22 protein-coding genes are annotated in these 24,025 nt (G+C 53.2%); 15 read left to right on the top strand and 7 right to left on the bottom strand.

Annotation, left to right across the window (positions count from 1 at the left end; all coding sequences use genetic code 11):
* The first annotated feature begins 54 nt into the window (after positions 1-54).
* Genes AB9F29_RS16295 through murJ form a run of 3 tightly spaced genes read left to right on the top strand, consistent with a single transcriptional unit; the run spans position 55 to position 5,547 of the window.
* Positions 55-1,230: a penicillin-binding protein activator gene (locus tag AB9F29_RS16295; RefSeq protein ID WP_335584093.1), complete on the top strand. Its 1,176-nt coding sequence runs from the start codon at positions 55-57 to the stop codon at positions 1,228-1,230.
* Entirely contained in the window at positions 1,190-4,012 is a 2,823-nt protein-coding gene (locus tag AB9F29_RS16300) for a [protein-PII] uridylyltransferase (protein ID WP_369756421.1), read from the top strand. The genes AB9F29_RS16295 and AB9F29_RS16300 overlap by 41 nt, the downstream gene beginning before the upstream one ends.
* A complete protein-coding gene (murJ, locus tag AB9F29_RS16305) occupies positions 4,009-5,547 on the top strand; it encodes a murein biosynthesis integral membrane protein MurJ (RefSeq protein ID WP_369756422.1) in 1,539 nt (512 codons plus the stop codon). Before AB9F29_RS16300 ends, murJ begins: the two co-directional genes overlap by 4 nt.
* 1 nt (position 5,548) lies before the next feature.
* Here the strand turns inward: murJ and AB9F29_RS16310 are convergent, their stop codons facing one another.
* Complete coding sequence (locus AB9F29_RS16310; protein WP_369756423.1) at positions 5,549-6,256, bottom strand: rhomboid family intramembrane serine protease; 708 nt, start codon at positions 6,254-6,256, stop codon at positions 5,549-5,551.
* A 90-nt stretch (positions 6,257-6,346) separates the two neighbouring features.
* Here AB9F29_RS16310 and trpS point away from each other — a divergent pair, with 90 nt between their 5' ends.
* From trpS to AB9F29_RS16370, 12 genes are all read left to right on the top strand, one after another.
* Positions 6,347-7,390 (top strand): tryptophan--tRNA ligase, encoded by a 1,044-nt coding sequence (trpS, locus tag AB9F29_RS16315; RefSeq protein ID WP_335584096.1) that lies wholly within the window; start codon positions 6,347-6,349, stop codon positions 7,388-7,390.
* A gap of 165 nt (positions 7,391-7,555) precedes the next feature.
* Entirely contained in the window at positions 7,556-8,065 is a 510-nt protein-coding gene (locus tag AB9F29_RS16320; protein ID WP_369756424.1) for a VOC family protein, read from the top strand.
* A 219-nt stretch (positions 8,066-8,284) separates the two neighbouring features.
* A complete protein-coding gene (locus AB9F29_RS16325; RefSeq protein ID WP_335584098.1) occupies positions 8,285-8,740 on the top strand; it encodes a universal stress protein in 456 nt (151 codons plus the stop codon).
* Between the two features lie 99 nt (positions 8,741-8,839).
* Positions 8,840-9,403 carry a NifU family protein gene (locus tag AB9F29_RS16330; protein WP_335584099.1) on the top strand — a complete coding sequence of 188 codons (564 nt, stop codon included), beginning with the start codon at positions 8,840-8,842 and terminating at the stop codon, positions 9,401-9,403.
* Complete coding sequence (gene tsaB / locus AB9F29_RS16335; RefSeq protein WP_369756425.1) at positions 9,393-10,025, top strand: tRNA (adenosine(37)-N6)-threonylcarbamoyltransferase complex dimerization subunit type 1 TsaB; 633 nt, start codon at positions 9,393-9,395, stop codon at positions 10,023-10,025. The genes AB9F29_RS16330 and tsaB overlap by 11 nt, the downstream gene beginning before the upstream one ends.
* Positions 10,018-10,446, top strand: coding sequence for a GNAT family N-acetyltransferase (locus tag AB9F29_RS16340; protein ID WP_335584101.1), 429 nt, complete (start codon positions 10,018-10,020; stop codon positions 10,444-10,446). The genes tsaB and AB9F29_RS16340 overlap by 8 nt, the downstream gene beginning before the upstream one ends.
* Before the next feature lie 187 nt (positions 10,447-10,633).
* Positions 10,634-11,623: a BMP family ABC transporter substrate-binding protein gene (locus AB9F29_RS16345; protein WP_335584102.1), complete on the top strand. Its 990-nt coding sequence runs from the start codon at positions 10,634-10,636 to the stop codon at positions 11,621-11,623.
* Between the two features lie 6 nt (positions 11,624-11,629).
* On the top strand, positions 11,630-13,225 hold the full coding sequence (locus AB9F29_RS16350; protein ID WP_039001399.1) for an ABC transporter ATP-binding protein: 1,596 nt from the start codon (positions 11,630-11,632) through the stop codon (positions 13,223-13,225).
* Positions 13,222-14,322, top strand: a complete 1,101-nt coding sequence (locus AB9F29_RS16355; protein WP_039001400.1) for an ABC transporter permease — start codon at positions 13,222-13,224, stop codon at positions 14,320-14,322. The genes AB9F29_RS16350 and AB9F29_RS16355 overlap by 4 nt, the downstream gene beginning before the upstream one ends.
* Before the next feature lie 3 nt (positions 14,323-14,325).
* On the top strand, positions 14,326-15,291 hold the full coding sequence (locus AB9F29_RS16360) for an ABC transporter permease (protein WP_335584105.1): 966 nt from the start codon (positions 14,326-14,328) through the stop codon (positions 15,289-15,291).
* A gap of 99 nt (positions 15,292-15,390) precedes the next feature.
* Positions 15,391-16,305, top strand: coding sequence for a sulfite exporter TauE/SafE family protein (locus tag AB9F29_RS16365; protein ID WP_369756426.1), 915 nt, complete (start codon positions 15,391-15,393; stop codon positions 16,303-16,305).
* A gap of 2 nt (positions 16,306-16,307) precedes the next feature.
* Positions 16,308-17,075 (top strand): TIGR02186 family protein, encoded by a 768-nt coding sequence (locus AB9F29_RS16370; RefSeq protein ID WP_369756427.1) that lies wholly within the window; start codon positions 16,308-16,310, stop codon positions 17,073-17,075.
* An 8-nt stretch (positions 17,076-17,083) separates the two neighbouring features.
* Here the strand turns inward: AB9F29_RS16370 and AB9F29_RS16375 are convergent, their stop codons facing one another.
* From AB9F29_RS16375 to AB9F29_RS16400, 6 genes are all read right to left on the bottom strand, one after another.
* Complete coding sequence (locus AB9F29_RS16375) at positions 17,084-17,809, bottom strand: SDR family oxidoreductase (protein ID WP_369756428.1); 726 nt, start codon at positions 17,807-17,809, stop codon at positions 17,084-17,086.
* Complete coding sequence (locus AB9F29_RS16380; protein WP_335584109.1) at positions 17,806-19,344, bottom strand: AAA family ATPase; 1,539 nt, start codon at positions 19,342-19,344, stop codon at positions 17,806-17,808. The genes AB9F29_RS16375 and AB9F29_RS16380 overlap by 4 nt, the downstream gene beginning before the upstream one ends.
* A 42-nt stretch (positions 19,345-19,386) precedes the next feature.
* Complete coding sequence (locus AB9F29_RS16385; RefSeq protein ID WP_369756429.1) at positions 19,387-20,043, bottom strand: acyl-homoserine-lactone synthase; 657 nt, start codon at positions 20,041-20,043, stop codon at positions 19,387-19,389.
* A gap of 96 nt (positions 20,044-20,139) precedes the next feature.
* Positions 20,140-20,853: a LuxR family transcriptional regulator gene (locus tag AB9F29_RS16390; protein ID WP_335584111.1), complete on the bottom strand. Its 714-nt coding sequence runs from the start codon at positions 20,851-20,853 to the stop codon at positions 20,140-20,142.
* Between the two features lie 353 nt (positions 20,854-21,206).
* Positions 21,207-22,493 (bottom strand): crotonyl-CoA carboxylase/reductase, encoded by a 1,287-nt coding sequence (gene ccrA / locus AB9F29_RS16395; RefSeq protein ID WP_039001407.1) that lies wholly within the window; start codon positions 22,491-22,493, stop codon positions 21,207-21,209.
* A gap of 133 nt (positions 22,494-22,626) precedes the next feature.
* The gene (locus AB9F29_RS16400; protein WP_369756430.1) at positions 22,627-24,021 is read right to left on the bottom strand and encodes a 1-acyl-sn-glycerol-3-phosphate acyltransferase; all 1,395 of its coding nucleotides are present in this window, start codon (positions 24,019-24,021) and stop codon (positions 22,627-22,629) included.
* Between the last annotated feature and the right edge of the window lie 4 nt (positions 24,022-24,025).

The raw sequence follows: 24,025 nt of genomic DNA on the forward strand, positions 1-24,025 counted from the left end.
TCCAAACGTGGAAACTGCTTTGCACACTTTTGCAATTTGGAGCGAGACCAACTTATGTTTGCTTTTTTAAAGAATGCCCGCAAGGGTTTTAGTCTTATTTTTCCCATATTTATTGTGCTTTTTGTGGCCGCGTGTCAGCCATCGTCGACAAGTTCGGGTCCGACGATCAATACGTCGAAGCCTGTGCGCGTTGCTCTGCTGATTCCCGGAGAATCAGCGAGTGCGGGCGACAACATCATTGCACGCTCCCTTGAAAATGCCGCGCGCCTCGCGATTTCGGACCTTGAAGGGGTTCAAATCGATCTGAGAGTTTATAGTACTTCGGGCAATGCCGAGAAGGCTGCCTCCGTGGCCGTGGCTGCAGTGGATGACGGCGCTCAGATCATTCTGGGGCCTCTATACGGTGAGTCTGCCAATGCTGTTGGCTTGGCTTTGTCCAACAAAAACATAAACATCCTCGCGTTTTCAAATAAACCTTCCATTGCAGGCGGAAACGTTTTTGTTTTGGGCAACACCTTCCAAAATACCGCCGAACGCATCGTTTCATATAGTGTAAATCAGGGCCGCCGGAACGTCATGATCGTTCACGGCGCCGACAATGTTTCAGAAGAAGCGGGCCGCGACGCCTTGGTGCAAGCCGCGAACCGCAATGGCGCAACGATCACCGGCGTGCCCTCCTTTGAGATGAGCCAGCAAGGCGTGATCAATGCGATTCCTAACATTGCCGCACAAGCGCGCAATTCGGGGACCGACGCAATTTTGTTCGCGTCAGGGACGGAAGGGGCACTCCCGCTTCTGACGCAACTTCTTCCTGAAAATGGCATAAACACGGAAACGACCCAATTTATCGGCCTCACGCGGTGGGATATTCCAACCGCGACGTTGTCCCTCCCTGGAGTTCAGGGAGCATGGTTTGCCTTGCCCGATCCAGGTCTTTCAAACCGTTATATCGCACGATATTCAGCCGCCTTTGGCGAGCCTCCCCATCCGATCTCGGGCCTTGCCTATGATGGAATCGCGGCTATTGGGGCGCTGGTTAAGAGCGGAAGTTCCAATGCCCTCACCTCGGCAGCCCTCACACAATCCTCCGGTTTTGTGGGTGTGAACGGTGTCTTCCGCCTTCTCCCCGATGGAACAAATCAACGTGGCCTCGCAATTGCGCAGGTCCAAGAAAATCAGGTAATCGTCATTGACCCCGCTCCAAGAAGCTTCTCCGGCTCTGGTTTCTAGTACCGCCGACAAAAACGCCTCAATCACATATCCTGCCAAAAAGCTGATCTGTGACCCTGCTGACATCTTCAATCTTGAGGAATCACGCAGGGCGCTTTTTAAACAACTTGAAGAGATCAGCGATAACTCTGAGAAACGCACCCTCACGGTTGCGTTTCTTTTGGAGGCTCGCTCCAAAGGAACGGCAGCAATTGAAGCCGCGTTTTTGGCTCGCCCATTTGACGCGAAGCCCGTCACCAGCGCCTATAGTTACCTAACCGATTGCATTGTGATTTTGACCCATGGGGTCGCTACGCAATTGCTTCATCCAAACCCGAACCCCACCGAGGGCGAACGCCTCGCCTTACTGGCGGTGGGCGGGTATGGACGCGCAGAAATGGCACCGCACTCGGACGTCGATCTGTTGTTTTTGACACCCTACAAGATAACACCTTGGGCCGAGAGCGTGATTGAAAGCATGCTCTATATTCTTTGGGATTTGCATTTCAAGGTCGGCCACGCCAGTCGAACGATCAAAGATTGTATCCGTCTGGGCCGCGAGGATTTCACCATTCGCACCGCTCTTTTGGAGCATCGCTTCATTGCAGGCTATGAACCCTTGCTTGGGGAGTTCGACGAAAGTTTAAAAAAGAACCTCTTCAAAGGAACTGCTCCGGAATTCACGGAGGCAAAACTTGAGGAACGCGACCGGCGTCACAAAAAACAAGGCGGACAGCGCTATGTTGTTGAGCCGAACGTCAAAGAAGGCAAAGGGGGTCTTCGCGACCTTCAAACGCTGTTTTGGGTGGCGAAATACCTACATGGTGTGGATTCTACCGCCGAGCTCGTTGAACTGGGCATGTTCAACCAAGATGAATATGACAGCTTTGAACGTGCAGAATCTTTCCTTTGGGCCATTCGTTGCCACCTTCACTTGATCTCGCGGCGCGCGATGGACACGCTGAGTTTTGACATGCAAGTCGAGGTTGCCGCCCGCATGGGGTATGTCGACAAAGCCGGACGTCGGGCGGTTGAAATTTTCATGCAAGACTATTTCCGGCACGCAAACCGCGTAGGTGAATTGACACGTATTTTCCTCACGTCGCTCGAAGCGTCGCAGGTTAAAAAAGAACCTCGGCTCGTAGGCTTTTTCCGCCGCAAACGCAAAGTCCGCGATGGCTTCGAAATTGAGCAAAACCGGCTTACATTTTCCCCCGACATGGAACTCGCTGAAAACAAGCTTAATATCCTGCGGATATTTGAAGAAGCCCTGCGCACAGGGATGCTGCTCCACCCGCAAGCGATGCGGTTGATTGATGCAAACCTTGGTTTAATTGATGACGAGGTGCGCAACGACAAAGAAGCCCGCCGAATTTTCCTCGACCTTATGCTCAAACATGGCAATCCGGAACGCGCCCTGCGGCGGATGAATGAAATTGGCGTTTTGGGGGCCTTTATCCCTGAGTTTCAAGTCATTGTCGCAATGATGCAATTCAATATGTATCATCACTACACGGTCGACGAACACACGATCCAATGTATCAAAACACTTGCAAAAATTGAGCGTGGAGAGTTGATCGAAGAATTGCCCGTGGCAAGCGGAATTCTGAAAGGGGGCGTGGATCGTAAAGTTCTTTATGTTGCCCTTCTCATGCATGACATCGGTAAAGGTCGCGACGAAGACCACTCGATTTTGGGGGCCAAGATCGCACGTAAAGTGGCCGAACGGCTTGGTCTCAAACCTGCCGATTGCAAAACCGTTGAATGGCTCGTGCGCAACCATCTGGTGATGTCAGACATCGCCCAAAAACGCGACATTTCCGATCCCCGTACTGTGCGTGGGTTCGCCAAATCGGTCCAAAGCAAGAAACGGCTCGACCTTCTCACCGTTTTGACGGTTTGTGATATTCGCGGTGTTGGGCCGAATACATGGAACAATTGGAAAGCCGTGCTCATTCGCGATCTCTATGCGCAAACCTCCATGGCGCTTGAGAACGGACTCGAAGAGGTGAATCGATCCACGCGAGAAGAGGTCGCCAAAAAAGCGCTCCGCATCGCGCTTTCGGATTGGGACAAAAAAGATATTCGCAAGGAAACCTCGCGCCATTACCAGCCCTATTGGCAAGGGGTGCAGTCTGCGGATCACATCGTATTCGCCAATCTTCTAAAGAACCACAACGATAGCGAAGTCGGTATCGACCTAAGCCTAGATGTAACTCGCGATGCCACGCGAGCGTGCTTCTGTATGGTCGATCATCCCGGAATTTTTTCCCGTCTCGTGGGAGCTTTGGCCCTTGTTGGGGCGAATGTTGTCGATGCGCGCAGTTACACCACCAAGGACGGTTATGTGACCGCGATTTTCTGGATTCAGGACGCCGAGGGGCACCCCTACGCGAGTAATCATATGACGCGGCTACGCAATATGATCCAGAAAACCCTCAAGGGCGAAGTGGTTGCTCGCGATGCACTCGCAGGGCGAGACAAGCTGAAGAAGCGGGAAAAAGCCTTCCGCGTGGCGACCAATATCACCTTCGACAACGAAGGCAGTGAAATTTACACAATTATCGAAGTCGACACGCGCGACCGTCCGGGTTTGCTCTATGATTTGTCGCGCACGTTGGTGAATGCGAACGTGTATATTGCCTCGGCAATCATCGCGACCTTTGGGGAGCAGGTGGTCGACACCTTCTATGTAAAAGATATGTTTGGCATTAAATATCACACGGTCGCCAAGCAAAAAGCCCTTGAAGATAAAATTCGCGCCGCGATTTTGAGTGGCGCCGAGAGAGCAAACAAAGAATGAAATCCAGAGGGATGATGTCGGGCTTTATGACGGTCGGTTTTTGGACCCTCATGAGCCGTGTTTTAGGCTTTGTACGCGATATACTTATTGCGAGCTATCTGGGAACGGGGCCCGTCGCAGAGGCGTTTTTAGTCGCTTTCTCGCTGCCCAATATGTTTCGTCGGTTCTTTGCCGAAGGGGCTTTCAACATGGCCTTTGTACCGATGTTCTCCAAGAAGCTGGAGGGCGGCGAAGGCGCACATACATTCGCGCGGGACGCGATGTCTGGGCTTGCGGGAATCCTCATTGTCTTCACAATTATCGCCCAGTTTTTCATGCCTTGGCTGGTGCTTGCGATGGCCAGCGGATTTGCCAATGATGCACGGTTTGACTTGGCTGTTTTCTATGGTCGGATCGTTTTCCCCTACATCCTGTTTATCTCCCTCGCAGCACTTCTGTCCGGCGTTCTAAATTCGTCCGGACGGTTCGCCGCCGCCGCCGCTGCGCCTGTTTTACTCAACATTCTTTTGGTCACCTCCATGCTGACGGCACATAGGGCGGGATGGGACATGGGGACGACCATTTCCATCACGGTGCCCATTGCAGGTATCGCACAAATGGCCATCGTTTGGGTGGCCGCTTCGCGCGCGGGATATCGGTTGATCCCCCGCCGTCCACGCATGACGCCTGACCTTAAACGCCTGATGATTATCGCCGCCCCCGCCGCCCTCGCGGGGGGCGTCGTACAGATCAACTTGCTGGTGGGACGCCAAGTCGCGAGCCATTTTGAAGGCGCCGTTGCGTGGCTATCTTATGCGGATCGCCTGTATCAATTGCCCCTTGGCGTTGTCGGAATTGCCGTTGGAATTGTGCTGCTGCCGGAGCTTTCGCGCAGATTACGCGCCGAAGACTTTGCGGGCAGCCGCGACGCCTTGAGCCGCGCGGGCGAGATTTCCCTCGCCCTCACCATTCCTTCCGCCGTGGCGCTAGTTGTGATCCCAATCCCCCTAGTGAGGGTATTGTTTGAACGCGGTGCATTCGGCACGGACGATACCGCAGCGACCGCCGTCGCCGTTGCGATCTACGGCCTTGGCCTGCCTGCGTTTGTCCTGCAAAAGCTGCTGCAACCCGTTTATTTCGCGCGGGAAAACACGAAAACACCGTTCTACTTCGCGCTGTTCGCGATGGTGTTAAATGCCGCCATTGCCATCGGTCTTGCGCCGTTCATTCAGTTTTGGGCCGCTGCCCTTGCGACAACAGTCGCAGGGTGGACCATGGTGCTTATGCTAGCGCTTGGTGCGCGTCGCTATGGCGAAACCGTGCGTTTTGACCGCCGGTTTTGGCGCCGCTTAATCCGCATTGTCATCGCCTCGCTGTTTATGGGCGTATGTCTTTGGGCCGCAAACCTTATGCTCGGGCAGCTTTTTGGCACGGGTGGATTTGAAGTCTTAGCGCTACTCTTGCTCATCACAGCCGGAATAGTCAGCTATTTCGGCTTCGGGCACCTGATTGGGGCCTTCCGCCTTGGGGATTTCAAAGCATCATTGCGCCGCTAGCCTAGCTCCGGCGCAACTTCACCAAAATCGCCTTCGCCCCTCCGGGCACCAAAACGAATGACAAGAAAAACCCCACAAAGAAGCCAATAAGCTCGGCAACCCAATCGTTGGATCCGCCAAAAAGCATGCCAAAAACTAACCGCAGCCCCATAAACATGCCGATGAGATAGAAGGCTTGATACTGTTTGCTCCCCTTCAACGACAAGCTCACCCAACGCACAAAGGTAAAGGCTCCGATAAGGCCAAATGCCCCCACGTAGCCGCCGATCAACACGGCCTCTTCGCGGAAAATCATCCAATAGAGCACCGCACCAACGATGGCCGAGGCAAAGTAAATGAGCAGAAACGCGAAGTTACCAAAGGCTTCAGCGGTCATTTTCCCCAACGCCAAGATAAATACCGCGACGAAGGCCATGGACGTGAAGTTTTGGTGCACGAAAGAATAGGTTAGAAAACGGCCAAGGACTTCTGGCTCGTAGCGCCCCGTTTCAAGGTAGGGGGTGATGATTTGGCCAAGGACGCTATAATCCAAAATCGCGTCGCGACGCCATGCAATGGCCTCCGGTCCGCCAATCAAACCGCTACTAGCCAAGCTCAGGATGATTTCGACCGCGACAATCACCATCACCAAACCGACAACCGCGATGGGCAGGGCATTGAACGGCGATGCATTGTGATCGAAATCGTTGTCGTTTTGGGGTGTGCTCATTTACTGACCTCATGAAACAGGCTTACATTGACGTGCCTTTGTCCTATCGGTAAGCGAAAGGACATTAAAAATCCAGATGGAGTATTCATTATGACCGAGGTGGTCCAAACACCCTCGCAGCCCGGCACTCAGTTTGTACCGCGCGTTTTTTCAGGTATCCAGCCAACAGGCGGACTGACCCTTGGCAACTATCTCGGGGCGATCAAACGCTTTGTGGATATGCAAGCAAGCGGCAGTGAGACGTTTTATTGCATGGTCGATTTGCACGCGATCACGACGCCGCAAAAACCGGATGACCTGCGACGCGCGACGCGCGAGTTGGCCGCAGGCTATCTTGCAGCTGGCCTTGATCCCGCCAAATCGTCGCTGTTCAATCAAAGCCAAGTCCCCGAGCACACTCAACTCGCGTGGGTTTTCAACTGTGTAGCACGCATGGGTTGGCTGAGCCGTATGACCCAGTTCAAGGACAAGGCTGGCAAAAACCGCGAGGCCGCTTCTGTAGGTCTATTCGCCTATCCGAATTTGATGGCCGCCGATATTTTGGTGTACCACGCCACACATGTTCCCGTGGGCGAAGACCAAAAACAACATATCGAATTGACCCGCGACATCGCGACAAAGTTCAATCACGACTACGGTGTCGACTTTTTCCCGATCCCCGAACCCGTTACCGAAGGGGCAGCGACGCGCGTTATGAGTTTGCGCGATGGGTCCAAAAAGATGTCGAAATCTGATCCCTCTGCAGCCAGCCGGATTAACATGACGGACGATTCAGACATGATCGCCCAGAAAATTCGCAAAGCCAAGACGGATCCTGATGCGCTGCCAAGTGAAGCCTCTGGCCTGAATGAACGTCCAGAAGCGCGCAACCTCGTCAACATTTATGCCGGTCTTGCCGACATGACTGTGGATGATGTGCTTGCGGATGTTGGTGGCAAAGAGTTCTCGGTGTTCAAACCGATGTTGGCTGAACTTGCGGTCTCTAAATTGTCTCCGATTGCAGCCGAAATGGCGCGTTTGATGCAAGACACCGCCGAGATCGACAAAATCCTGCGTCAAGGGGCCCAAAACGCTCGTACTGTTGCGGGACCAATCCTTGAGAAAACCTACGATATCATTGGCATGGTGCGCTAAACCACGCCTTATACAATTTCCACAGATTACGGGGTGCCTTCGGGTGCCCCGTTTTTGTTTTCACATCCCACGCTATGTGCAAAGATGAACCAACCCTGCGCGCCAATCGGCATTTCGTTTCCCTGCGCACATCCCTAAATTGACATGTGAAAACAGGAGCAAGCCATGACATCGAACAAACACTTCGAAAATAAGCCTGTCCATCCCCAGACCCGGATAGGCCACGTTCATCTAAAAGTTTCGGACCTTGACCGCGCCATTGCCTTTTACAGCGGCATTTTGGGGTTTGGCATTGTGCAACGTTACGGCCCGCAAGCGGCCTTTCTCGCGGCGGGTTCCTACCATCATCATATCGGCCTCAATACATGGGAAAGCCTCGGTGCGACTCCGCCCCCCAAAGGGCATACGGGTCTGTATCATACGGCGTTTCTCTATCCCTCCCGCGCAGAACTTGCCGATGCGCTGCACCGTTTGATCGCAGCCGATTGGCCCCTCACGGGGGCCGCAGATCATGGCGTCAGCCAAGCGATCTATCTTGACGATCCCGATGGAAACGGGGTCGAACTTTACTGGGACCGCGCCGAAAACGAGTGGCCACGGGATAAGGACGGCACGCTGACAATGAACAATACACCGTTCGACCTTGACGCATTGCTGGCCGAATTCCCCCGCTGAACTGTCACAAAAAAGATTCAGAATCGGCCTACCTTAAACCTGTGGGTTGGAAAACTTTGCCCAAGTCCCAACCAGCCCCACATCGCCCTACCGCCTCTGGTTCCCCGACCAGAGGCGGCTTTCCTTTCGCCAATGAGACTACGACGCAGTGGTATCTTTCATTGTGCTTGCAGCAGGCCCCCAAAATCGGCCATCATCACGCCGTTAAGGGAGAATTTTATGCGCAAGTTTTTGGTCGTACTCGATGATAGCCGCGAATGTTTAAACGCTATGCGTTTTGCGGCGATGCGGGCAGCCCATACTGGGGCCGGAGTGGAAATCCTATCTGTGATCCCGCCAGACGAGTTCAATCACTGGATTGGCGTGGCCGACATCATGCGTGCCGAGGCCCGCGAGCGGATTCAAGTTCATTTTGACGTTTTCGCAAAATGGATGCGCGACCGCCAAGGCATTGATCCATCGTTGATCATTCGCGAGGGCGAACCTATGCACGAAATATTGGCACAAATCCGCGACGACCCACAGATCGGTGTCTTGGTTCTTGGAGCAAGTACTGGGAAAAGTGGCCCCGGCCCCTTGGTCTCGGCGCTGTCAAAATCGGCGGGCAGTTTGCCCATTCCCGTGACTATTGTTCCTGGTGACTTGACTAAAGAGCAACTTGAAGCCATCACATAAGTACCGTAGTGTTTCTGTCAGAATAGGATGTTTAGAACAGTTCTAAACCTTGACACTTAGGACGCGCAGGCGCATATCTAGGTTCAAACGGAGGCCCCTATGTTTATTCAAACCGAGTCCACACCAAATCCCGCGACCTTAAAGTTCTTGCCCGGCCAGACCGTGCTTGAAGTTGGAACGGCGGATTTCCCAAGTGCTGAAACTGCAAATACCTCTCCTCTTGCCCAACGCATCTTTGCGGTTGGCGGCGTGACGGGTGTGTTTTTCGGCTCTGATTTTGTGACTGTCACAAAAGACGACGCAACTGAGTGGGATCATGTCAAACCTTCGATCCTCGGCGCGATCATGGAACACTACCAATCCGGCCAATCCGCGCTTAGTGGTGATGTGAAACCAGCGTCTGGACATGCCGAACATGAAGGCGAAGATGGCGAAATTGTTGAGCAAATCAAGGAGCTCCTCGACACGCGCGTCCGCCCTGCGGTTGCCCAAGATGGTGGCGATATTACGTTCCACGGCTTTGATCGCGGCATCGTATATCTTCATATGCAAGGGGCCTGTGCGGGCTGTCCAAGTTCGACGCTGACGTTGAAAATGGGCATCGAGAACCTGCTGAGGCACTATATCCCCGAAGTTCTTGAGGTGCGGCCTGTTGCTGCCTGATCGACTGGTTTTAGGATTTGATACGTCGGCCGCCCATTGTGCGGCCGCGTTGCTGTTTGGCGACCAAGTTTTGGCGCAAACCTATGTTACGATGCACAAAGGACAGGCCGAAAACCTCGTGCCCATCCTTGAAGACGTCCTCGCGCAAGCGGGACACAAGTGGGCTGACCTTGCCGCGATTGGTGTGGGAACCGGCCCCGGAAATTTTACCGGCATTCGGATTTCCGTCGCCCTTGCCCGTGGGTTGGCGATGACCCTTGGTATTCCGGCGGTGGGCGTCACGGCGCTCGAAGCACAGGCCGATGGTCTAGAGCGCCCGATCTACTCCTTGATCCCTGCCCCGCGGGATACATATTACATCCAAAGTCTCGGTGCTGATGTGGACGTTATCGAGCAAATTCCCCTCGTTGAGGCTCAGGCGCGTGTCTTGGAAGAGCCATCGGTCGGCCCCGTTGATACCACCGAATTTACACCCTCAAATGTCCCACTCGCGGTCGCAATTGCCAAAATCGCGGCACGTCGTTTTGAGTTCCAATCCGAAGGTCAACGACCAACCCCGTTTTATGTACGCTCCGCCGATGCTGCTCCCGCAAAGGACGCGCCGCCGGTGCTCCTTGACTAGCCTCAAAACACCACAGGCCCTCGCGGCGCTGCACGCGCGCTCCTTCACGTCGCCGCGTCCATGGTCGGCGGACGAGTTTGCCTCGCTACTTTCTCAAAAATTGGTATTCCTCGTGACGGTCCCATCGGGCTTTGCTCTTGGGCGCGCCATCGCGGGAGAGGCCGAATTGCTTACGATTGCCGTCGAGCCAAATGCACGTCGAACAGGCGCGGGAAGCACCTTGATGGAACTCTTTGAAAACGAGGCCATCGCACGCGAATCCACAGAATCATTTCTTGAGGTCGCCGAAGATAACCTAGCGGCACTTTCCCTATATCGGGGAGTGGGTTACCGCGAATCTGGGCTTCGACGCGGATACTACCGTTCGCAAAGCGGTACTATTTTAGACGCTCTGGTTTTTCGAAAAACCATAGGAGCCTGAAAACACGGCACTTAACCCAATATTTTCACGGGTATTTCAAGTTTTATTACCAAATGGTAAAATTTTTGTTGACCAACGGTCGCCTCTCTCCCCTAAATACCCGATGATCTTCTTGTGATCTGCTCTTAACAAAGGGTAACGTCATCCATGGTATGACACCCTAAAAAAACACAACTGGGAGAGTATAATGACCCTCATGAAATCCATTCTCGGCGCAACCGCGACTTTGGCCCTATCGGCTGGCGCTGTTTTGGCTGATCCCGCGATCATTTTTGATCTTGGCGGAAAATTTGACAAATCCTTCAACGAAGCGGCCTTTAATGGTGCTGAGCGTTGGGTAAAAGAAACAGGCGGCTCTTACGATGAGTTCGAACTTTCTGCTGATGCACAGCGCGAACAGGTTCTTCGTCGCTTCGCTGAAGGCGGCAACAACCCTGTTGTTATGGCCGGCTTCTCGTTTGCTTCTGCGCTTGAAACAGTTGCTCCCGACTTCCCAGATACAAAATTCGTTTTGATCGACATGGTTGTAGACCAGCCAAACGTGCGCAGCATTGTTTTTGACGAGCACACAGGCTCCTACCTTGTGGGTGTTCTGGCGGCCTTGGCGTCCGAAACTGGCACTGTTTCCTTCGTTGGTGGCATGGATATTCCATTGATCTCCAAATTTGCATGTGGCTATGCACAGGGCGTCAAAGCGACGAACCCTGACGCGAAAGTCATCGTCAACATGACAGGCACAACGCCTTCTGCTTGGAATGATCCCGTAAAAGGTGGCGAGCTTACACGCGGCCAAATCAGCCAAGGCTCCGACGTTGTGTTCGCAGCAGCTGGCGGCACCGGTCTTGGTGTGCTTCAAACTGCGGCCGACGAGGGTATCCTTTCGGTTGGTGTCGATAGCAACCAAAATTACCTTCAGCCAGGGTCGGTTTTGACCTCCATGATGAAGCGCGTCGATAACGCTGTATACGAAAGCTTCCTTGCTGGCGAAGCCGTTGAGCCAGGTTTCAACGCAATGGGCCTTGCGAACGATGGCGTGAGCTATGCGATGGACGAGCACAATGCGGCACTCATCACCGAAGACATGATCGCGCAAGTTGAAGCGGCAAAAGCTGGCATCATTGCTGGCGACATCACGGTACATGACTACATGTCCGACGAAACTTGCCCAGCGTACTAAGCTAGAATGGCTTTGGCACCAGAAAAGGGGCGGCAGGAAACTGCCGCTCCAACATCCCCCGCTCCCGCTATCGAGTTGCGCGGCATTTCCAAGGCTTTCGGCCCTGTTCAAGCCAACAAAGACATCTCGATCACCGTCCAAAAGGGCACCGTTCACGGAATTATTGGCGAAAACGGCGCTGGTAAGTCGACGCTGATGTCGATCCTCTATGGGTTCTATAAGGCCGATGCGGGCGAGATTATTATTAGCGGAAAACGAACGGTCATTCCTGACAGTCAGGCCGCCATCAAGGCTGGCATTGGCATGGTGTTCCAGCACTTTAAACTGGTAGATAATTTCACGGTTCTTGAGAATGTGGTCCTTGGGGCCGAAGATGGCTGGCGCCTGACGCCGTCGTTGCGCAAGGCGCGCAAGCTGCTCACGGAATTGGCAGAAGAATACGAGTTGAATGTTGATCCGGACGCGTTGATTGAAGACCTCTCGGTGGGGCATCGTCAGCGGGTTGAGATCCTGAAAGCTCTGTATCGCAAGGCGGATATCCTTATTCTCGACGAGCCCACGGGGGTTTTGACACCCGATGAGGCTGACCACCTGTTCCGCATTCTCGAAGGCCTTCGCGCCTCTGGAAAAACCATTATTCTCATTACGCATAAGCTGCGCGAGATCATGGATATCACCGACACCGTGAGCGTCATGCGCCGTGGGGAAATGACCGCGACGGTGAAAACATCGGAAACGAGCCCTGAGCAGTTGGCCGAACTGATGGTCGGCCGCAAAGTGCTGCTGCATGTCGACAAAGCCCCCGCGCAACCGGGTGAGGAAATCCTCTCGGTCGAGAACCTTGTGGTCGTTGACGAAGATAAGGTCACCCGCGTCAAAGGCATTTCCTTCAATATTCGCGCAGGCGAGATTTTGGGAATTGCTGGTGTCTCGGGGAACGGCCAATCAGAACTTCTTGAAGTTCTTGGCGGTTATGCCAAGGCCACCGGAAGCATCCGCTTGCACGGCAAAGAACTCGACCTAACAGGCTCCAAAAGCGACGGCCAATCTCGCCGCGCCAATGGCATTGCCCACGTCCCCGAAGATCGTCACGAAGAGGGTCTTATCCTTGACTTTGAAGCGTGGGAAAACATGGCCTTTGGCTACCACAACGACGCAAAATACAACAAAAACAAGTTCTTGATGGACAACAAAGCCATCCTTGAAGACACTCAAGGCAAGATGGACCGCTTTGATGTTCGCCCCCCGAACCCGCATCTTCACGCGGCGAACTTCTCGGGTGGGAACCAACAGAAAATTGTTCTGGCACGCGAAATTGAGCGCAACCCTGATTTACTCCTCATTGGCCAACCGACCCGTGGTGTGGATATTGGAGCGATCGAATTCATCCACCAGCAAATCGTTGCGCTTCGGGATCAAGGCAAGGCGATTTTGCTGGTCTCGGTTGAACTTGAAGAAGTGCTCTCGCTTGCGGACCGGATTGTCGTCATGTTTGACGGAAAAATCATGGGCGAACGCCTTGCGGGCGAAACGAACGAGCGCGAATTGGGGATGATGATGGCCGGTATGACACCAGACAAGAGTGACGGAGCGGGCGCATGAACAAGATGCCAAGATGGGCGGATGTTGCCCTAATCCCCTTCATAAATTTGCTCATTGCATTTGTAATTTCTGGCATTGTTCTCGCAGCTATCGGAACCAACCCGTTTGACGCGCTCGCCACGATGATCGAAGGATCGTTCGGTAGCTCGCGCGGTGTGGGCTACACGCTTTATTACGCGACGAACTTTATCTTTACCGGCCTCGCAATGGCCATCGCGTCACACGCTCGGATGTTCAACATCGGCGGCGAGGGCCAAGCGGCGATTGGCGGCCTTGGAGTCGCCGTTATTTTATTGGCAGTTCCGTGGCCACATTGGACGCTCGCCCTTCCCGCAGCTATTGTTTTTGGTGGCCTGTTTGGCGCTGCATGGGCCTTTATCCCCGCTTATCTTCAGGCAAAACGGGGCAGCCATATCGTAATCACGACGATCATGTTTAACTTCATGGCAGCGGCCTTAACGGGATATCTGTTAACCGGCCCAATGAAAGTGAAAGGCAAAATGGCTGCCGAAACAGCCGCGTTCCCACCAGGTACGCATTTGCCAACCTTCCACGAGATGCTCGCTCCCTTTGGCATTGAGTTTTCAAAACACGCCCCCGCGAATATCAGCTTCCTCGTCGCTCTTTTGTGCTGTTTGTTCTTTTGGGTTTTGATGTGGCACACGCGCTTGGGTTATCAAATCCGCGCCCTCGGACACTCGGAGACTGCCTCCAAATATGCAGGAATTTCACCCGCCAAAATCATGATCATCACCATGTTGATCTCCGGCGCGTTTGCTGGACTTATGGCCGTAAATAACGTCATGGGCGAAGCCGAGCGCATGATCCACAACGCGGTCGAAGGGGCAGGCTTCATCGGCATCGCCGTGGCCTTGATGGGGCGCAATCATCCCATTGGCGTCATTCTCGCGGCGATTTTGTTTGGCTTCTTGTGGCAAGGCGGCGCGGAATTACAGTTTGTCTATGGCATCCCGCGCGAAATGGTCACCGTGATTCAAGCCATCGTCATTCTGCTAACCGGCGCCCTCGACTATATGGTCCGTGGCCCCGTCGAGCGGATTTTTCTCATGCGCGCAAATTCGAAGAAGAGGGCTTAGGACATGGAATTCTTTCACATCTTAATCCCGATTCTCGACTCAACTTTGCGCTATGCAACGCCACTCCTTTTGGCGTGCCTCGCGGGCCTCTACTCTGAGCGCGCGGGGATCGTGGACATTGGCCTTGAGGGTAAAATGCTCGGCGCAGCCTTCCTCACGGGGGGTGTTGCGTTTGTAACAGGCTCGATCTGGCTGGGCCTTTTGGCGGGAGTTGCGGGTTCCGTGGCGCTTTCGATGTTGCACGGAGTTGCATCGATTACCTTCCGTGGCGACCAGCTCATCTCAGGTGTTGCGATCAACTTCCTTGCGGCGGGCCTTTCGATTGTGATTGGCTCTGCGTGGTTTGGTCTTGGTGGGCGCACGCCCTCTCTGCCAAGCAGCGCCCGATTCCACGACATCACACTGCCCTTTGCGGATTCCGTTGCGAACGTGCCGATACTGGGGCCAATTTATTCGGATTTGCTCTCTGGGCACACCATATTGGTCTATGTGGCGTTAATCGCCGTGCCTGTTACATGGTTCGTTTTATTTCGCACACGCTTTGGGTTGCGCCTGCGCGCAGCGGGTGAAAATCCGGCGGCCGTGGATACAGCAGGGGTTTCTGTGGTTAAACTCCGGTATAGCGCGATCATTATTGCTGGCGTTTTGTGCGGGCTAGCAGGTGTATATCTGGCGAGTTTTGCCGCTAATTTCGTGAAGGATATGACGGCAGGTCGGGGGTATATTGCCCTTGCTGCGCTTATTTTTGCGAAATGGCGCCCTTGGCAGGCGATGGGAACGTGCATTTTGTTTGGCTTCCTCGCAGCCGCGGCGCCCTATCTAGAAAACAAATCGTTTATGGGGTTCGAAGTACCGTCCCAATTCATCGACGCTCTGCCCTATTTGCTCACAGTTATCATCCTCGCAGGGTTTGTTGGCAAAGCCATTCCGCCGCGCGCTGGGGGGCAGCCCTACGTAAAAGAAAAATAAGTGCGGCTTTGCACAGATGTGATCCGATTTGTCGCATGCGGGGGTCTACAACCGGCGTGCGACATCTTATACTGACTGTGCGACTAGCAGGGTAACCAAATGCAGATTTATCTCCCAATCGCCGAAGTATCGGTCAGCGTCTTCCTATTGTTAGGCCTTGGGGGATTGGTGGGAATCTTGTCGGGAATGTTTGGTGTGGGCGGTGGCTTCCTTCTCACGCCGCTGCTGTTTTTCATTGGTATCCCGCCCGCCGTGGCTGTGGCGACAGGGGCCAACCAAATCGTAGCGTCTTCGATTTCCGGCGTCCTTGCGCATTTTAAGCGCAAAACCGTCGACCTTCAGATGGGGACAGTTTTGCTCATCGGCGGCCTGATCGGCGCGGCTTTTGGTATTTATCTTTTCAACCTGCTGAAATCTTTGGGGCAAGTAGATTTGCTTGTCACCCTCTGTTACGTGGTTTTCCTTGGCATCATCGGTGCGCTCATGTTTATCGAGAGCGTTCGTGCGATCCTTCGGTCCAGAAGACCCGGAGCAGTACCAATACGACGCAGACACAACTGGGTACACAACCTCCCGTTCAAAATGAAATTCCGCACGTCTGGCCTGTATATCAGTGTAATCCCCCCGATCCTTGTGGGTGTACTTGTTGGAATATTGGCGGCCATCATGGGCGTCGGCGGCGGCTTTATTATGGTGCCTGCCATGATCTATCTTCTGGGGATGCCCACCAAAGTTGTGATCGGAACCTCGCTGTTTCAGATCATTTTCGTAACCGGATTCACCACACTGTTGCACGCAACAACAAACCAAACCGTCGACATGCCCCTTGCGGTTCTCCTGCTTATTGGTGGGGTTGTTGGCGCCCAATTTGGCACTCACATTGGCCTCAAACTCAAGGCCGAACAATTGCGTGTGCTCCTGGCACTTCTGGTGTTGGTCGTTTGCGGAAAACTTGCGCTTGATTTGCTTCTCCAACCCAGCGAACTTTACTCTTTGGGCAAGGTGGGAAGCTAATAATGCGGTCACTTCTACTCGCTACCATCCTGCTTTTAACAAGTGTTGTAACCGCCCCGGCGCGCGAAGAAGTCATCGCCGCTCTAAGCCATAATAACGTCGCCATCACAGCTAATTTTGACGGCTCTGAAATCCTCATTTTTGGCGCGATTAAACGCGACTCACCGATTCCCGAGGGCGAGGAATTGGACATTATCATTACGATTGCAGGCCCCTCGTTACCAGTCCTCGTCCGCCGCAAGTCGCGTGTATTGGGAATTTGGGTAAATACGGATGCGGTCGAAGTTGATGCCGCACCCAGTTTCTATGCCGTGGCAACGACGTCTCCCCTACAAGACATTCTTTCTCAAACCTCTGACTTGCGCCACGATATAACGATCAACAAAGCTGTGCGCTCGGTTGGCGCGCCGAGCAACATCACTGATTCCGAAACTTTCACGGAAGCTCTGATACGCATTCGCGACAAAGAAAAACTGTATCAACTCCTTGAAGGCGCGGTCGAACTTTCCTCTGATACCCTGTTTCGCACTTCAATTGCTCTGCCCGCGAATTTGACAGAAGGCACATACAAAACGCGTTTTTTACTGGTGCGCAACGGAAGAGTTGTCAATCAAACAGAGGCCTCCATTGAGGTGCGTAAAGTGGGTGTCGAACGCTGGCTGTATAACCTCGCGCATCAACACTCTCTGATTTACGGAATTATGTCGCTCTTTATCGCAATTTTTGCGGGCTGGGGTGCCAGTGCAATCTTCCGGTATTTCCGCGCTTAAAGCCTGTGCTAACCGCGACCAACAAACGGCATATCGGTCGCCATAACCGTTACGTTTAGAATGTTCGCATTGAGCGGTAGACTCGCCATGTGAAAAACCGTTTCCGCAACATTGCTCGCGTCCATTACAGGTTCGGGCCGAATTGAGCCATCAGCTTGAGGCACGCCACCCGACATTTTTTGCGTCATTGCACTGGCCGCATTGCCGATATCGATTTGGCCACAGGCAATGCCAAAAGGACGGCCATCGAGCGCCAGTGTTTTGGTGATCCCAGAAACCGCATGTTTGGACGCCGTATAGGAAATCGCCCCCGGACGCGGTGTTGTTGCAGAAATCGAACCGTTATTGATAATGCGCCCACCTTGTGGCGACTGCTTGCGCATCCGACCGAAAGCAGCACGTGCGCAGAGGAACATCCCTGTCACATTGACCTCCATAACCTGTTGCCAATCGGCAAGGCTAATCTCATCAATAAGACCCGTAGCGCCAAAGCTTCCGGCATTATTAAAGAGCGCATCAAGGGGGCCATCAAAGCTGTCGAAAGCCTGCGCCACTTGCACCTCGTTGGTTACATCACAGGGTAAAAGAACAGCGTTTTCAAAGCCATTGGCAACCTCGGCAAGTTTATCTGCGTTGCGCGCCATCAACCCAACGCGCCAACCACGTGACAGGAAAATACCCGCTGTCATTGCGCCCAAACCACCGCTGGCACCCGTAATAATTATCGACTTCATGCCTCTGTCCCTTCGTTTTCAATCGCCAATTTCAGCACCGATGGCTTTACCGTCAAGTCTGACGTTATCAGCGGACCACTTGGGCGGGCCAAACGATTACGCACTACCCAAAAAAGGCGTTTTTCCGCCCGTGTAATAGCGACATAAGCCAACCGTTTCCACAAAGGTTGCCCCGCCTCGACCCGTCCCATGCGCGCAGCGGCATAAATATCTGGTCCAAAAACCTGCACATCTTCCCATTGCGACCCTTGCGCCTTGTGCACGGTTACCGCGGCCCCGTGCAAAAACGCGGCCCCCATACGAGCAGCAAAGGGAATGAAGGGCTCTTCTTCGTCTGGGAATTCAATTTTGATGATCGAAGCCGCACTGACCTGCGGGTCTTCGGCACCCATTACGTGAATGCGCGAAAAACCCGGATTGCGACCTGGTCCCAGATAGACCACCTGCGCCCCTTTAATTAGGCCACGCGCCTCGAGATCAATGCGTTTTTTTCGGTGTTTCGCGGGCAGTTCAATCCCGTCACAAATTAGCGGCTCCCCCGGCAAAAGCGCATCCCCCGGAGCGCCAAAAGCACCGCGAAAGGCCTGAATAAGCCGCACGCGAGTCGCGTTTCGCCACACAAGGACAGGAGAGCGCGCCATCAAGTCGCTTTCGACACGCTGTGCCCAAACCACGCGCTCGTCCTTTTTTGACGCCTCTTCTATCATCCGCTCAAACCCCTCAAACGTGAGGTTTTCATCGGCAAGAGCATGCGCGAGATCCAGGATAGGATTATCTTGGGTTTGACGGTGAACGCGTGAAAGAACCATCTTCTGACGGCCTTTAAAACGGTCAAAAATCATCTCGCCCGACTGCCCTACGGGTGCGAGCTGGGCTGGATCTCCAAAAAGAACCAGCGTGGGGAAAATTTCACGCAGATCATTGTATTGTTTTTCATCCAGCATCGAACTTTCGTCGATGAACCCAATATCGAGCGGGTCATCGCGGCGCTTCCAGCCGGTAATAAAGTCCGATCCACGAAGCCCTGCGGCGGCTAATGCCCCCGGAACCGATTTATTATTCTGGAAAAAAGCGAAGGCGCGATCGAGGGCCGCATCGGTCAGCCCCTCGACTTGCGGCCTCTCCCCCTCGCCCGCCAACCATTCGGCGATTTTCTCGTATTCGGGATCATAAACGGGGGTATAAAGGATGCGGTGAATTGTTGTCGCTGGCACCCCACGATTGCGCAAAACGCTCGCGGCTTTGTTCGTGGGGGCAAGGATTGCAAGCGTGCGCCGCGATTTGCGTTTCTTGCCTTCGTAATCGCCTGAGACAACATCAACGCCTGCGGCCTCAAGCGCCTTATACAGTTCCGCCAATAAAAGGGTTTTGCCGGATCCGGCCTTCCCAATCACGGCCAAAGCCTTTTGTTTCCTATCACTTAACGGTGTCATTACTGAATTTTCAAGATCAACGCCTGCCTCCCGCAACACTTCGGTTACGCGGTCAAACGCTTCGGCCTGATCTTCGGAATAGGTAATGGTTGGCAGGGTCATGGGGCGACATTACAGGGCCGCCCCAGAGGTTGCCAGTCTATATCACATAGCGAAGGTTAGAGATTTTTCCGCATCGCCACCTTGTGCCGATGGGGTACCAAAGGCACGATTAAACCATTGCGCCGACTGTGCCGCTGATATGCCCGATTTCTCGTACATTTTTTCGCGAATTTCTTTGGAATATTCCCAAAAACCGAGACTAATAGCATCACGCCCCTCTCCTTGAGTTCCCATAATGACGGGGCCCCAGCCAAGGCGTGAATAGATGCGTACCATTCGTTCATCAAAAACCCCAACAGCGTGGCTGAGATGGAAATTCACCCCCACTTCGGAGCCCCCCAACATCAAAGCCGTAGCCGTGCCAGTAGGCGCATTTGGGGCAAGGCAAAACCGCGTGCATTCCCAAATAAGCGGGCTTTCGATATGCACCCCATCAGACAGCTCGTTAAAATGATCGTTGACCATTGTCGGGCCTGTCGTTGGTAGAAAACGCATGGAGCCACCGTGGGTTCCGTCGGTATTTTCCCAAATCACATAAAGAGGGTTGAGGGCATCATAGTCATCACATTCTTTGCCATTTGCATCGACTTCGACCTCCCAACCAAGGCGGTTTTTAAACTGAAGAGCGCGATCGCGGAACATTCCGTCGCGCAGTTTTGGGTAGGTTGAGAGTTGGTCTGCATAAAGATAATGGATCATGGTGCCCTCCGTCGTTATTGGCACCTTGATGTCTATTTCGTAGGGCTAAAGATTCTCAAACATAGGCGAGCGCCCTGCCCGCGAATTGCGCAACACTCACACGACGAGCAACCCCTGCGCCATCGCGCGCGCCACGGCATGGGTTGTATTGGCGGCTCCGAGTTTGAACTGGGCTGCTTCGATGTAAACGCGCAAAGTATGGGGGGAAATGGAAAGGCTTTCGGCGGCCTGAGCACGACTATACCCGAGCGCAAGCATAGTTAGCGCATCTTTTTCGCGAGGAGACAGCGCGCGGGTCGCCATTTCATCTGTTCCACGTTCAATGCGCAGGGCAGTTTGGTTAAGGTAATGTGCAACCAGAATTAAATCTTGAATGCTGCGGTCTGTAAACTTCTCCCATTCCTCGTCGCCGCATTTCTGATTCACCGAAAAGAGAGCAAACTGCCCGTTTGGACCGCGTATTGGAACGGAAAACCCTTGGTTGCCGACGCCTTCAGCAACAGCTTCCCCCAAAAAGTCACGGGATTTTTTGGACGACCAATCCAATCGCTTCCAGTCGACGGGATGAAACCGCTGGAAACACCCTTTGACCACGGGATCAACCCGCGCCAAATCGGTCTCGATGTAGTGATCGACCCAGGCGTCCTCATAGGTGAGCGCAGCGTATTGCTGACCCGTAGAATTGACTGAATGATAAACCAAATGCTCGACCTCATAGAGGTCCCTGATCTGGAATACCTGATCCTGCAGAGCCTCAAGCGATTGCGCTTGGCCCAACTGATCGATAATACTCTCCAACTTCCGCTTCATACCCGTTAAACGCCCTTGTTGGGTTTTCCGGATTCTGAGAGAGCTCGGCGGCTGCCAATATTTTCGTCTCTATAAGCTGTAAGGCGAGCCGAGGCATATCGTTTGCATCAGCAAAAACTTGTAGGTCGGTGAGAACGCTCAGTATCCAGTCGTTTGTCATGACGAGTCTCTTTCACAGTGGTTAACAGAGTATTAACACAACCGTAGCACGAGTTAAATAATTGGGGTATTCGCATATTATTCCTCCCCTAAAATAGCGAGGCGGCCTCTTTTAACGTTTTGAAAGCTATGGGGGCCTGTTCGTCTTCTAGGTTTGTGCCCGCAACACAGGTGAGTCGCGGGCACAATCAGGATTAGAGATTCGCGTCTAAAGTGTCTTCGAGTGTACGCAACCCAGTACGAGGTGCCTGAACCAACACAGCCATATTCCCAGGCTGGTGCTGGTTTCGCAGCATCTTGAGATGCGCTTGTGGAATGTCGTTCCAACCAAAGACTTCACTCATGCATGGATCAATACGCCGCTCACACATCAATTTGTTCGCCGCGGCTGCTTGTTTTAAATGCGCGAAATGGCTGCCTTGAATGCGTTTTTGGTTCATCCATACATAACGCGCGTCCATCGTCAGATTAAAGCCGCTCGTTCCTGCGCAAATAACGATCATACCGCCCTTCTTGCAAACAAAGGTTGAAACTGGGAACGTCGCTTCGCCCGGATGCTCGAAAACCATGTCAACATTCACGCCTTTACCCGTGATATCCCAAATGGCCTTGCCGAATTTGCGCGCCTCATTGAACCAGTCTTTGTATTCGGGGCTATTTACCGTCGGGAGTTGCCCCCAACAGTTGAAGTCTTTGCGATTAATGACCCCTTTTGCCCCCAGCCCGAGCACAAATGCGCGTTTTTCTTCATCGGAAATGACCCCAATTGCATTCGCCCCAGCGGTATTAATGAGCTGAATAGCAAAGCTGCCCAACCCACCAGAGGCCCCCCAAACCAAAACATTTTGGCCCGGTTTCAACTCATGTGGATGATGCCCAAACAGCATCCGGTAGGCGGTGGCGAGAGTGAGTGTGTAGCACGCACTTTCTTCCCACGTCAGGTGCTTGGGGCGTGGCATCAATTGCTGCGCTTGCACGCGTGTGAACTGCGCGAAACTCCCATCGGGTGTCTCGTATCCCCAAATCCGCTGGCTCGATGAGAACATAGGATCGCCACCATTGCATTCCTCGTCGTCGCCGTCGTCTTGGTTACAATGGATCACAACTTCGTCGCCAACTTTCCAGCGCGTAACTTTATCCCCAACCGCCCAAACAACGCCTGAAGCGTCGGAACCAGCAATGTGGAAGTCCTGTTTGTGAATATCAAACGGGCTGATCGGAACGCCAAGCCCCGCCCAGATACCATTGTAATTAACGCCTGCGGCCATCACCAAAACCAAAACTTCGTAGCTGTCAATTTCGGGAACAGCCACAGTTTCAAGTTGGAAAGATTTATCCGGTTCGCCGTGACGCTCGCGCCGGATCGCCCAAGCATACATCTGTTTTGGGACATGCCCTAAAGGCGGCATTTGACCGACCTCATATAGGTCAAGCTTAGCACCGTCGTTGCTAGGAAATTTGCTTTCTGTATCTAGAGCCATGGCGGCCTCCATCGGTTTCTGCGGCGCAGAATCACGCGCCTTAAAGAAAGGATTACCGACCTCAAAGCAAGATTACAACCATTTTGGCATCATTTTTGAAACTTTATAACCGAGCAGATGCGGCACATTTCCATCAAATAACAAGCTCGCCGTCCACCAAATGCTCAATTGAGGCCGCATAATACGCCGTAAACTCTTTGGAATCCTCCGTAATTGTAAAGGTTCCAGATGCCTCACGGATAAATTGTCTTAGCAACAGGATGCGCAAACCAACGTCGGTAGCATAGGAAATATTTTCCCGTGGGATATGCACATGCGCACCAATCTCTTTAAGGCCCTGAATGATCTCCCCCATTTGCGCTTCTATTTGTTCGCGACTCAACGGCTTGGTTGATCTGGTTAAAATCAGAGCAACCAAGGGAACAGGAAGAACCGGCACAACCTCGCGCACACGTTTCATCATTTCCCGCCCCACAGTTTTCGTGAGCTCATCATGGGTTGCCTTTGGTACTTCGGCTGCAAACTCCCGCAAAGACAATGGCTGCCCAAAACTCACTGCGGCGTAGCCAAAGCGGTGGAACCGACCCGTTAGGAAAAAGCGGAACTGGCGAAGAACAAATCCGAGCATCTTAAAAAAACTGAACCCAAATTTGCGCGACCCCGTGGTCGCAGCTTCAATTAAAACACGATCTTCCAAAACACGATCATAGTTCAAAGCGATGGGAACAAACACAACATCGCGGCCATCATCACCGTGAAAACCAGAGATCACATAACTGAGGATTCCGAGCTTTGGTGGCCCCACTTTTCCCGAGAGAGAAAGCCCCCCTTCGGGGAACACGGCCTGTGCAACACCAGCTTCAGTCGCCATCTGAACATACCGTCCAAGAACGCGGCGATAGAGTAAGTTATGCGACTTTCGCCTAATAAAATAGGCTCCCATAAAGCGGAGAAACCCCTGTAGAGGCCATACGCGCGCCCACTCTCCAACGGCATATGACAAGGCGCTACGCTCGGCCGCGAGGTATGTCACGAGGAAATAGTCCATGTTCGAGCGGTGGTTCATAACGAAAACCACCGTTGCCGTAGGCGCAATCTGAGCGATACTTTCCTCATCAGAATATCCAAGACGGACACGATAAAAGCTACGGGAAAACCAACGTGTAATTTTTATCGCGAAGCCAAAATAGGCTGTCGCCGAGAATGACGGTACGATCTCGCGCGCATATCTATGCGCCGCTTCAAAGGCGACATTTTCGGGTATACCTTTAGCCTCCGCATGCTCTTGAATTGCCTCTGCGACCTTAGGGTCATAAATCAACCTTTGGATCATATCGTGACGTCTCGCGAGCTTGAATGGCTCAATTGGACGCTGAAGCCGGAGATTTATCCGCGCGACGACCCGCTCCATACGACGGCGAAAAAACCAGCGCACGGAGGGTACTAGAATGCGATCAAGCGTCGATATCGCGGCCAAGAGGGCAACGAGAACAACTAGCCAAATTGGAAATTCAACGGTTTGAAACATTGTG

Source organism: Falsihalocynthiibacter sp. S25ZX9, assembly GCF_041205405.1.
In the GTDB taxonomy this organism is placed as follows: domain Bacteria; phylum Pseudomonadota; class Alphaproteobacteria; order Rhodobacterales; family Rhodobacteraceae; genus Falsihalocynthiibacter; species Falsihalocynthiibacter arcticus.

Coding starts and splice junctions, on each gene's coding strand:
- AB9F29_RS16295 (WP_335584093.1), top strand. CDS start 55: ATGTTTGCTTTTTTAAAGAATGCCCGCAAGGGTTTTAGTCTTATTTTT.
- murJ (WP_369756422.1), top strand. CDS start 4,009: ATGAAATCCAGAGGGATGATGTCGGGCTTTATGACGGTCGGTTTTTGG.
- AB9F29_RS16310 (WP_369756423.1), bottom strand. CDS start 6,256: ATGAGCACACCCCAAAACGACAACGATTTCGATCACAATGCATCGCCG.
- trpS (WP_335584096.1), top strand. CDS start 6,347: ATGACCGAGGTGGTCCAAACACCCTCGCAGCCCGGCACTCAGTTTGTA.
- AB9F29_RS16320 (WP_369756424.1), top strand. CDS start 7,556: ATGACATCGAACAAACACTTCGAAAATAAGCCTGTCCATCCCCAGACC.
- AB9F29_RS16325 (WP_335584098.1), top strand. CDS start 8,285: ATGCGCAAGTTTTTGGTCGTACTCGATGATAGCCGCGAATGTTTAAAC.
- AB9F29_RS16330 (WP_335584099.1), top strand. CDS start 8,840: ATGTTTATTCAAACCGAGTCCACACCAAATCCCGCGACCTTAAAGTTC.
- AB9F29_RS16345 (WP_335584102.1), top strand. CDS start 10,634: ATGACCCTCATGAAATCCATTCTCGGCGCAACCGCGACTTTGGCCCTA.
- AB9F29_RS16350 (WP_039001399.1), top strand. CDS start 11,630: ATGGCTTTGGCACCAGAAAAGGGGCGGCAGGAAACTGCCGCTCCAACA.
- AB9F29_RS16355 (WP_039001400.1), top strand. CDS start 13,222: ATGAACAAGATGCCAAGATGGGCGGATGTTGCCCTAATCCCCTTCATA.
- AB9F29_RS16360 (WP_335584105.1), top strand. CDS start 14,326: ATGGAATTCTTTCACATCTTAATCCCGATTCTCGACTCAACTTTGCGC.
- AB9F29_RS16365 (WP_369756426.1), top strand. CDS start 15,391: ATGCAGATTTATCTCCCAATCGCCGAAGTATCGGTCAGCGTCTTCCTA.
- AB9F29_RS16370 (WP_369756427.1), top strand. CDS start 16,308: ATGCGGTCACTTCTACTCGCTACCATCCTGCTTTTAACAAGTGTTGTA.
- AB9F29_RS16375 (WP_369756428.1), bottom strand. CDS start 17,809: ATGAAGTCGATAATTATTACGGGTGCCAGCGGTGGTTTGGGCGCAATG.
- AB9F29_RS16380 (WP_335584109.1), bottom strand. CDS start 19,344: ATGACCCTGCCAACCATTACCTATTCCGAAGATCAGGCCGAAGCGTTT.
- AB9F29_RS16385 (WP_369756429.1), bottom strand. CDS start 20,043: ATGATCCATTATCTTTATGCAGACCAACTCTCAACCTACCCAAAACTG.
- AB9F29_RS16390 (WP_335584111.1), bottom strand. CDS start 20,853: ATGAAGCGGAAGTTGGAGAGTATTATCGATCAGTTGGGCCAAGCGCAA.
- ccrA (WP_039001407.1), bottom strand. CDS start 22,493: ATGGCTCTAGATACAGAAAGCAAATTTCCTAGCAACGACGGTGCTAAG.
- AB9F29_RS16400 (WP_369756430.1), bottom strand. CDS start 24,021: ATGTTTCAAACCGTTGAATTTCCAATTTGGCTAGTTGTTCTCGTTGCC.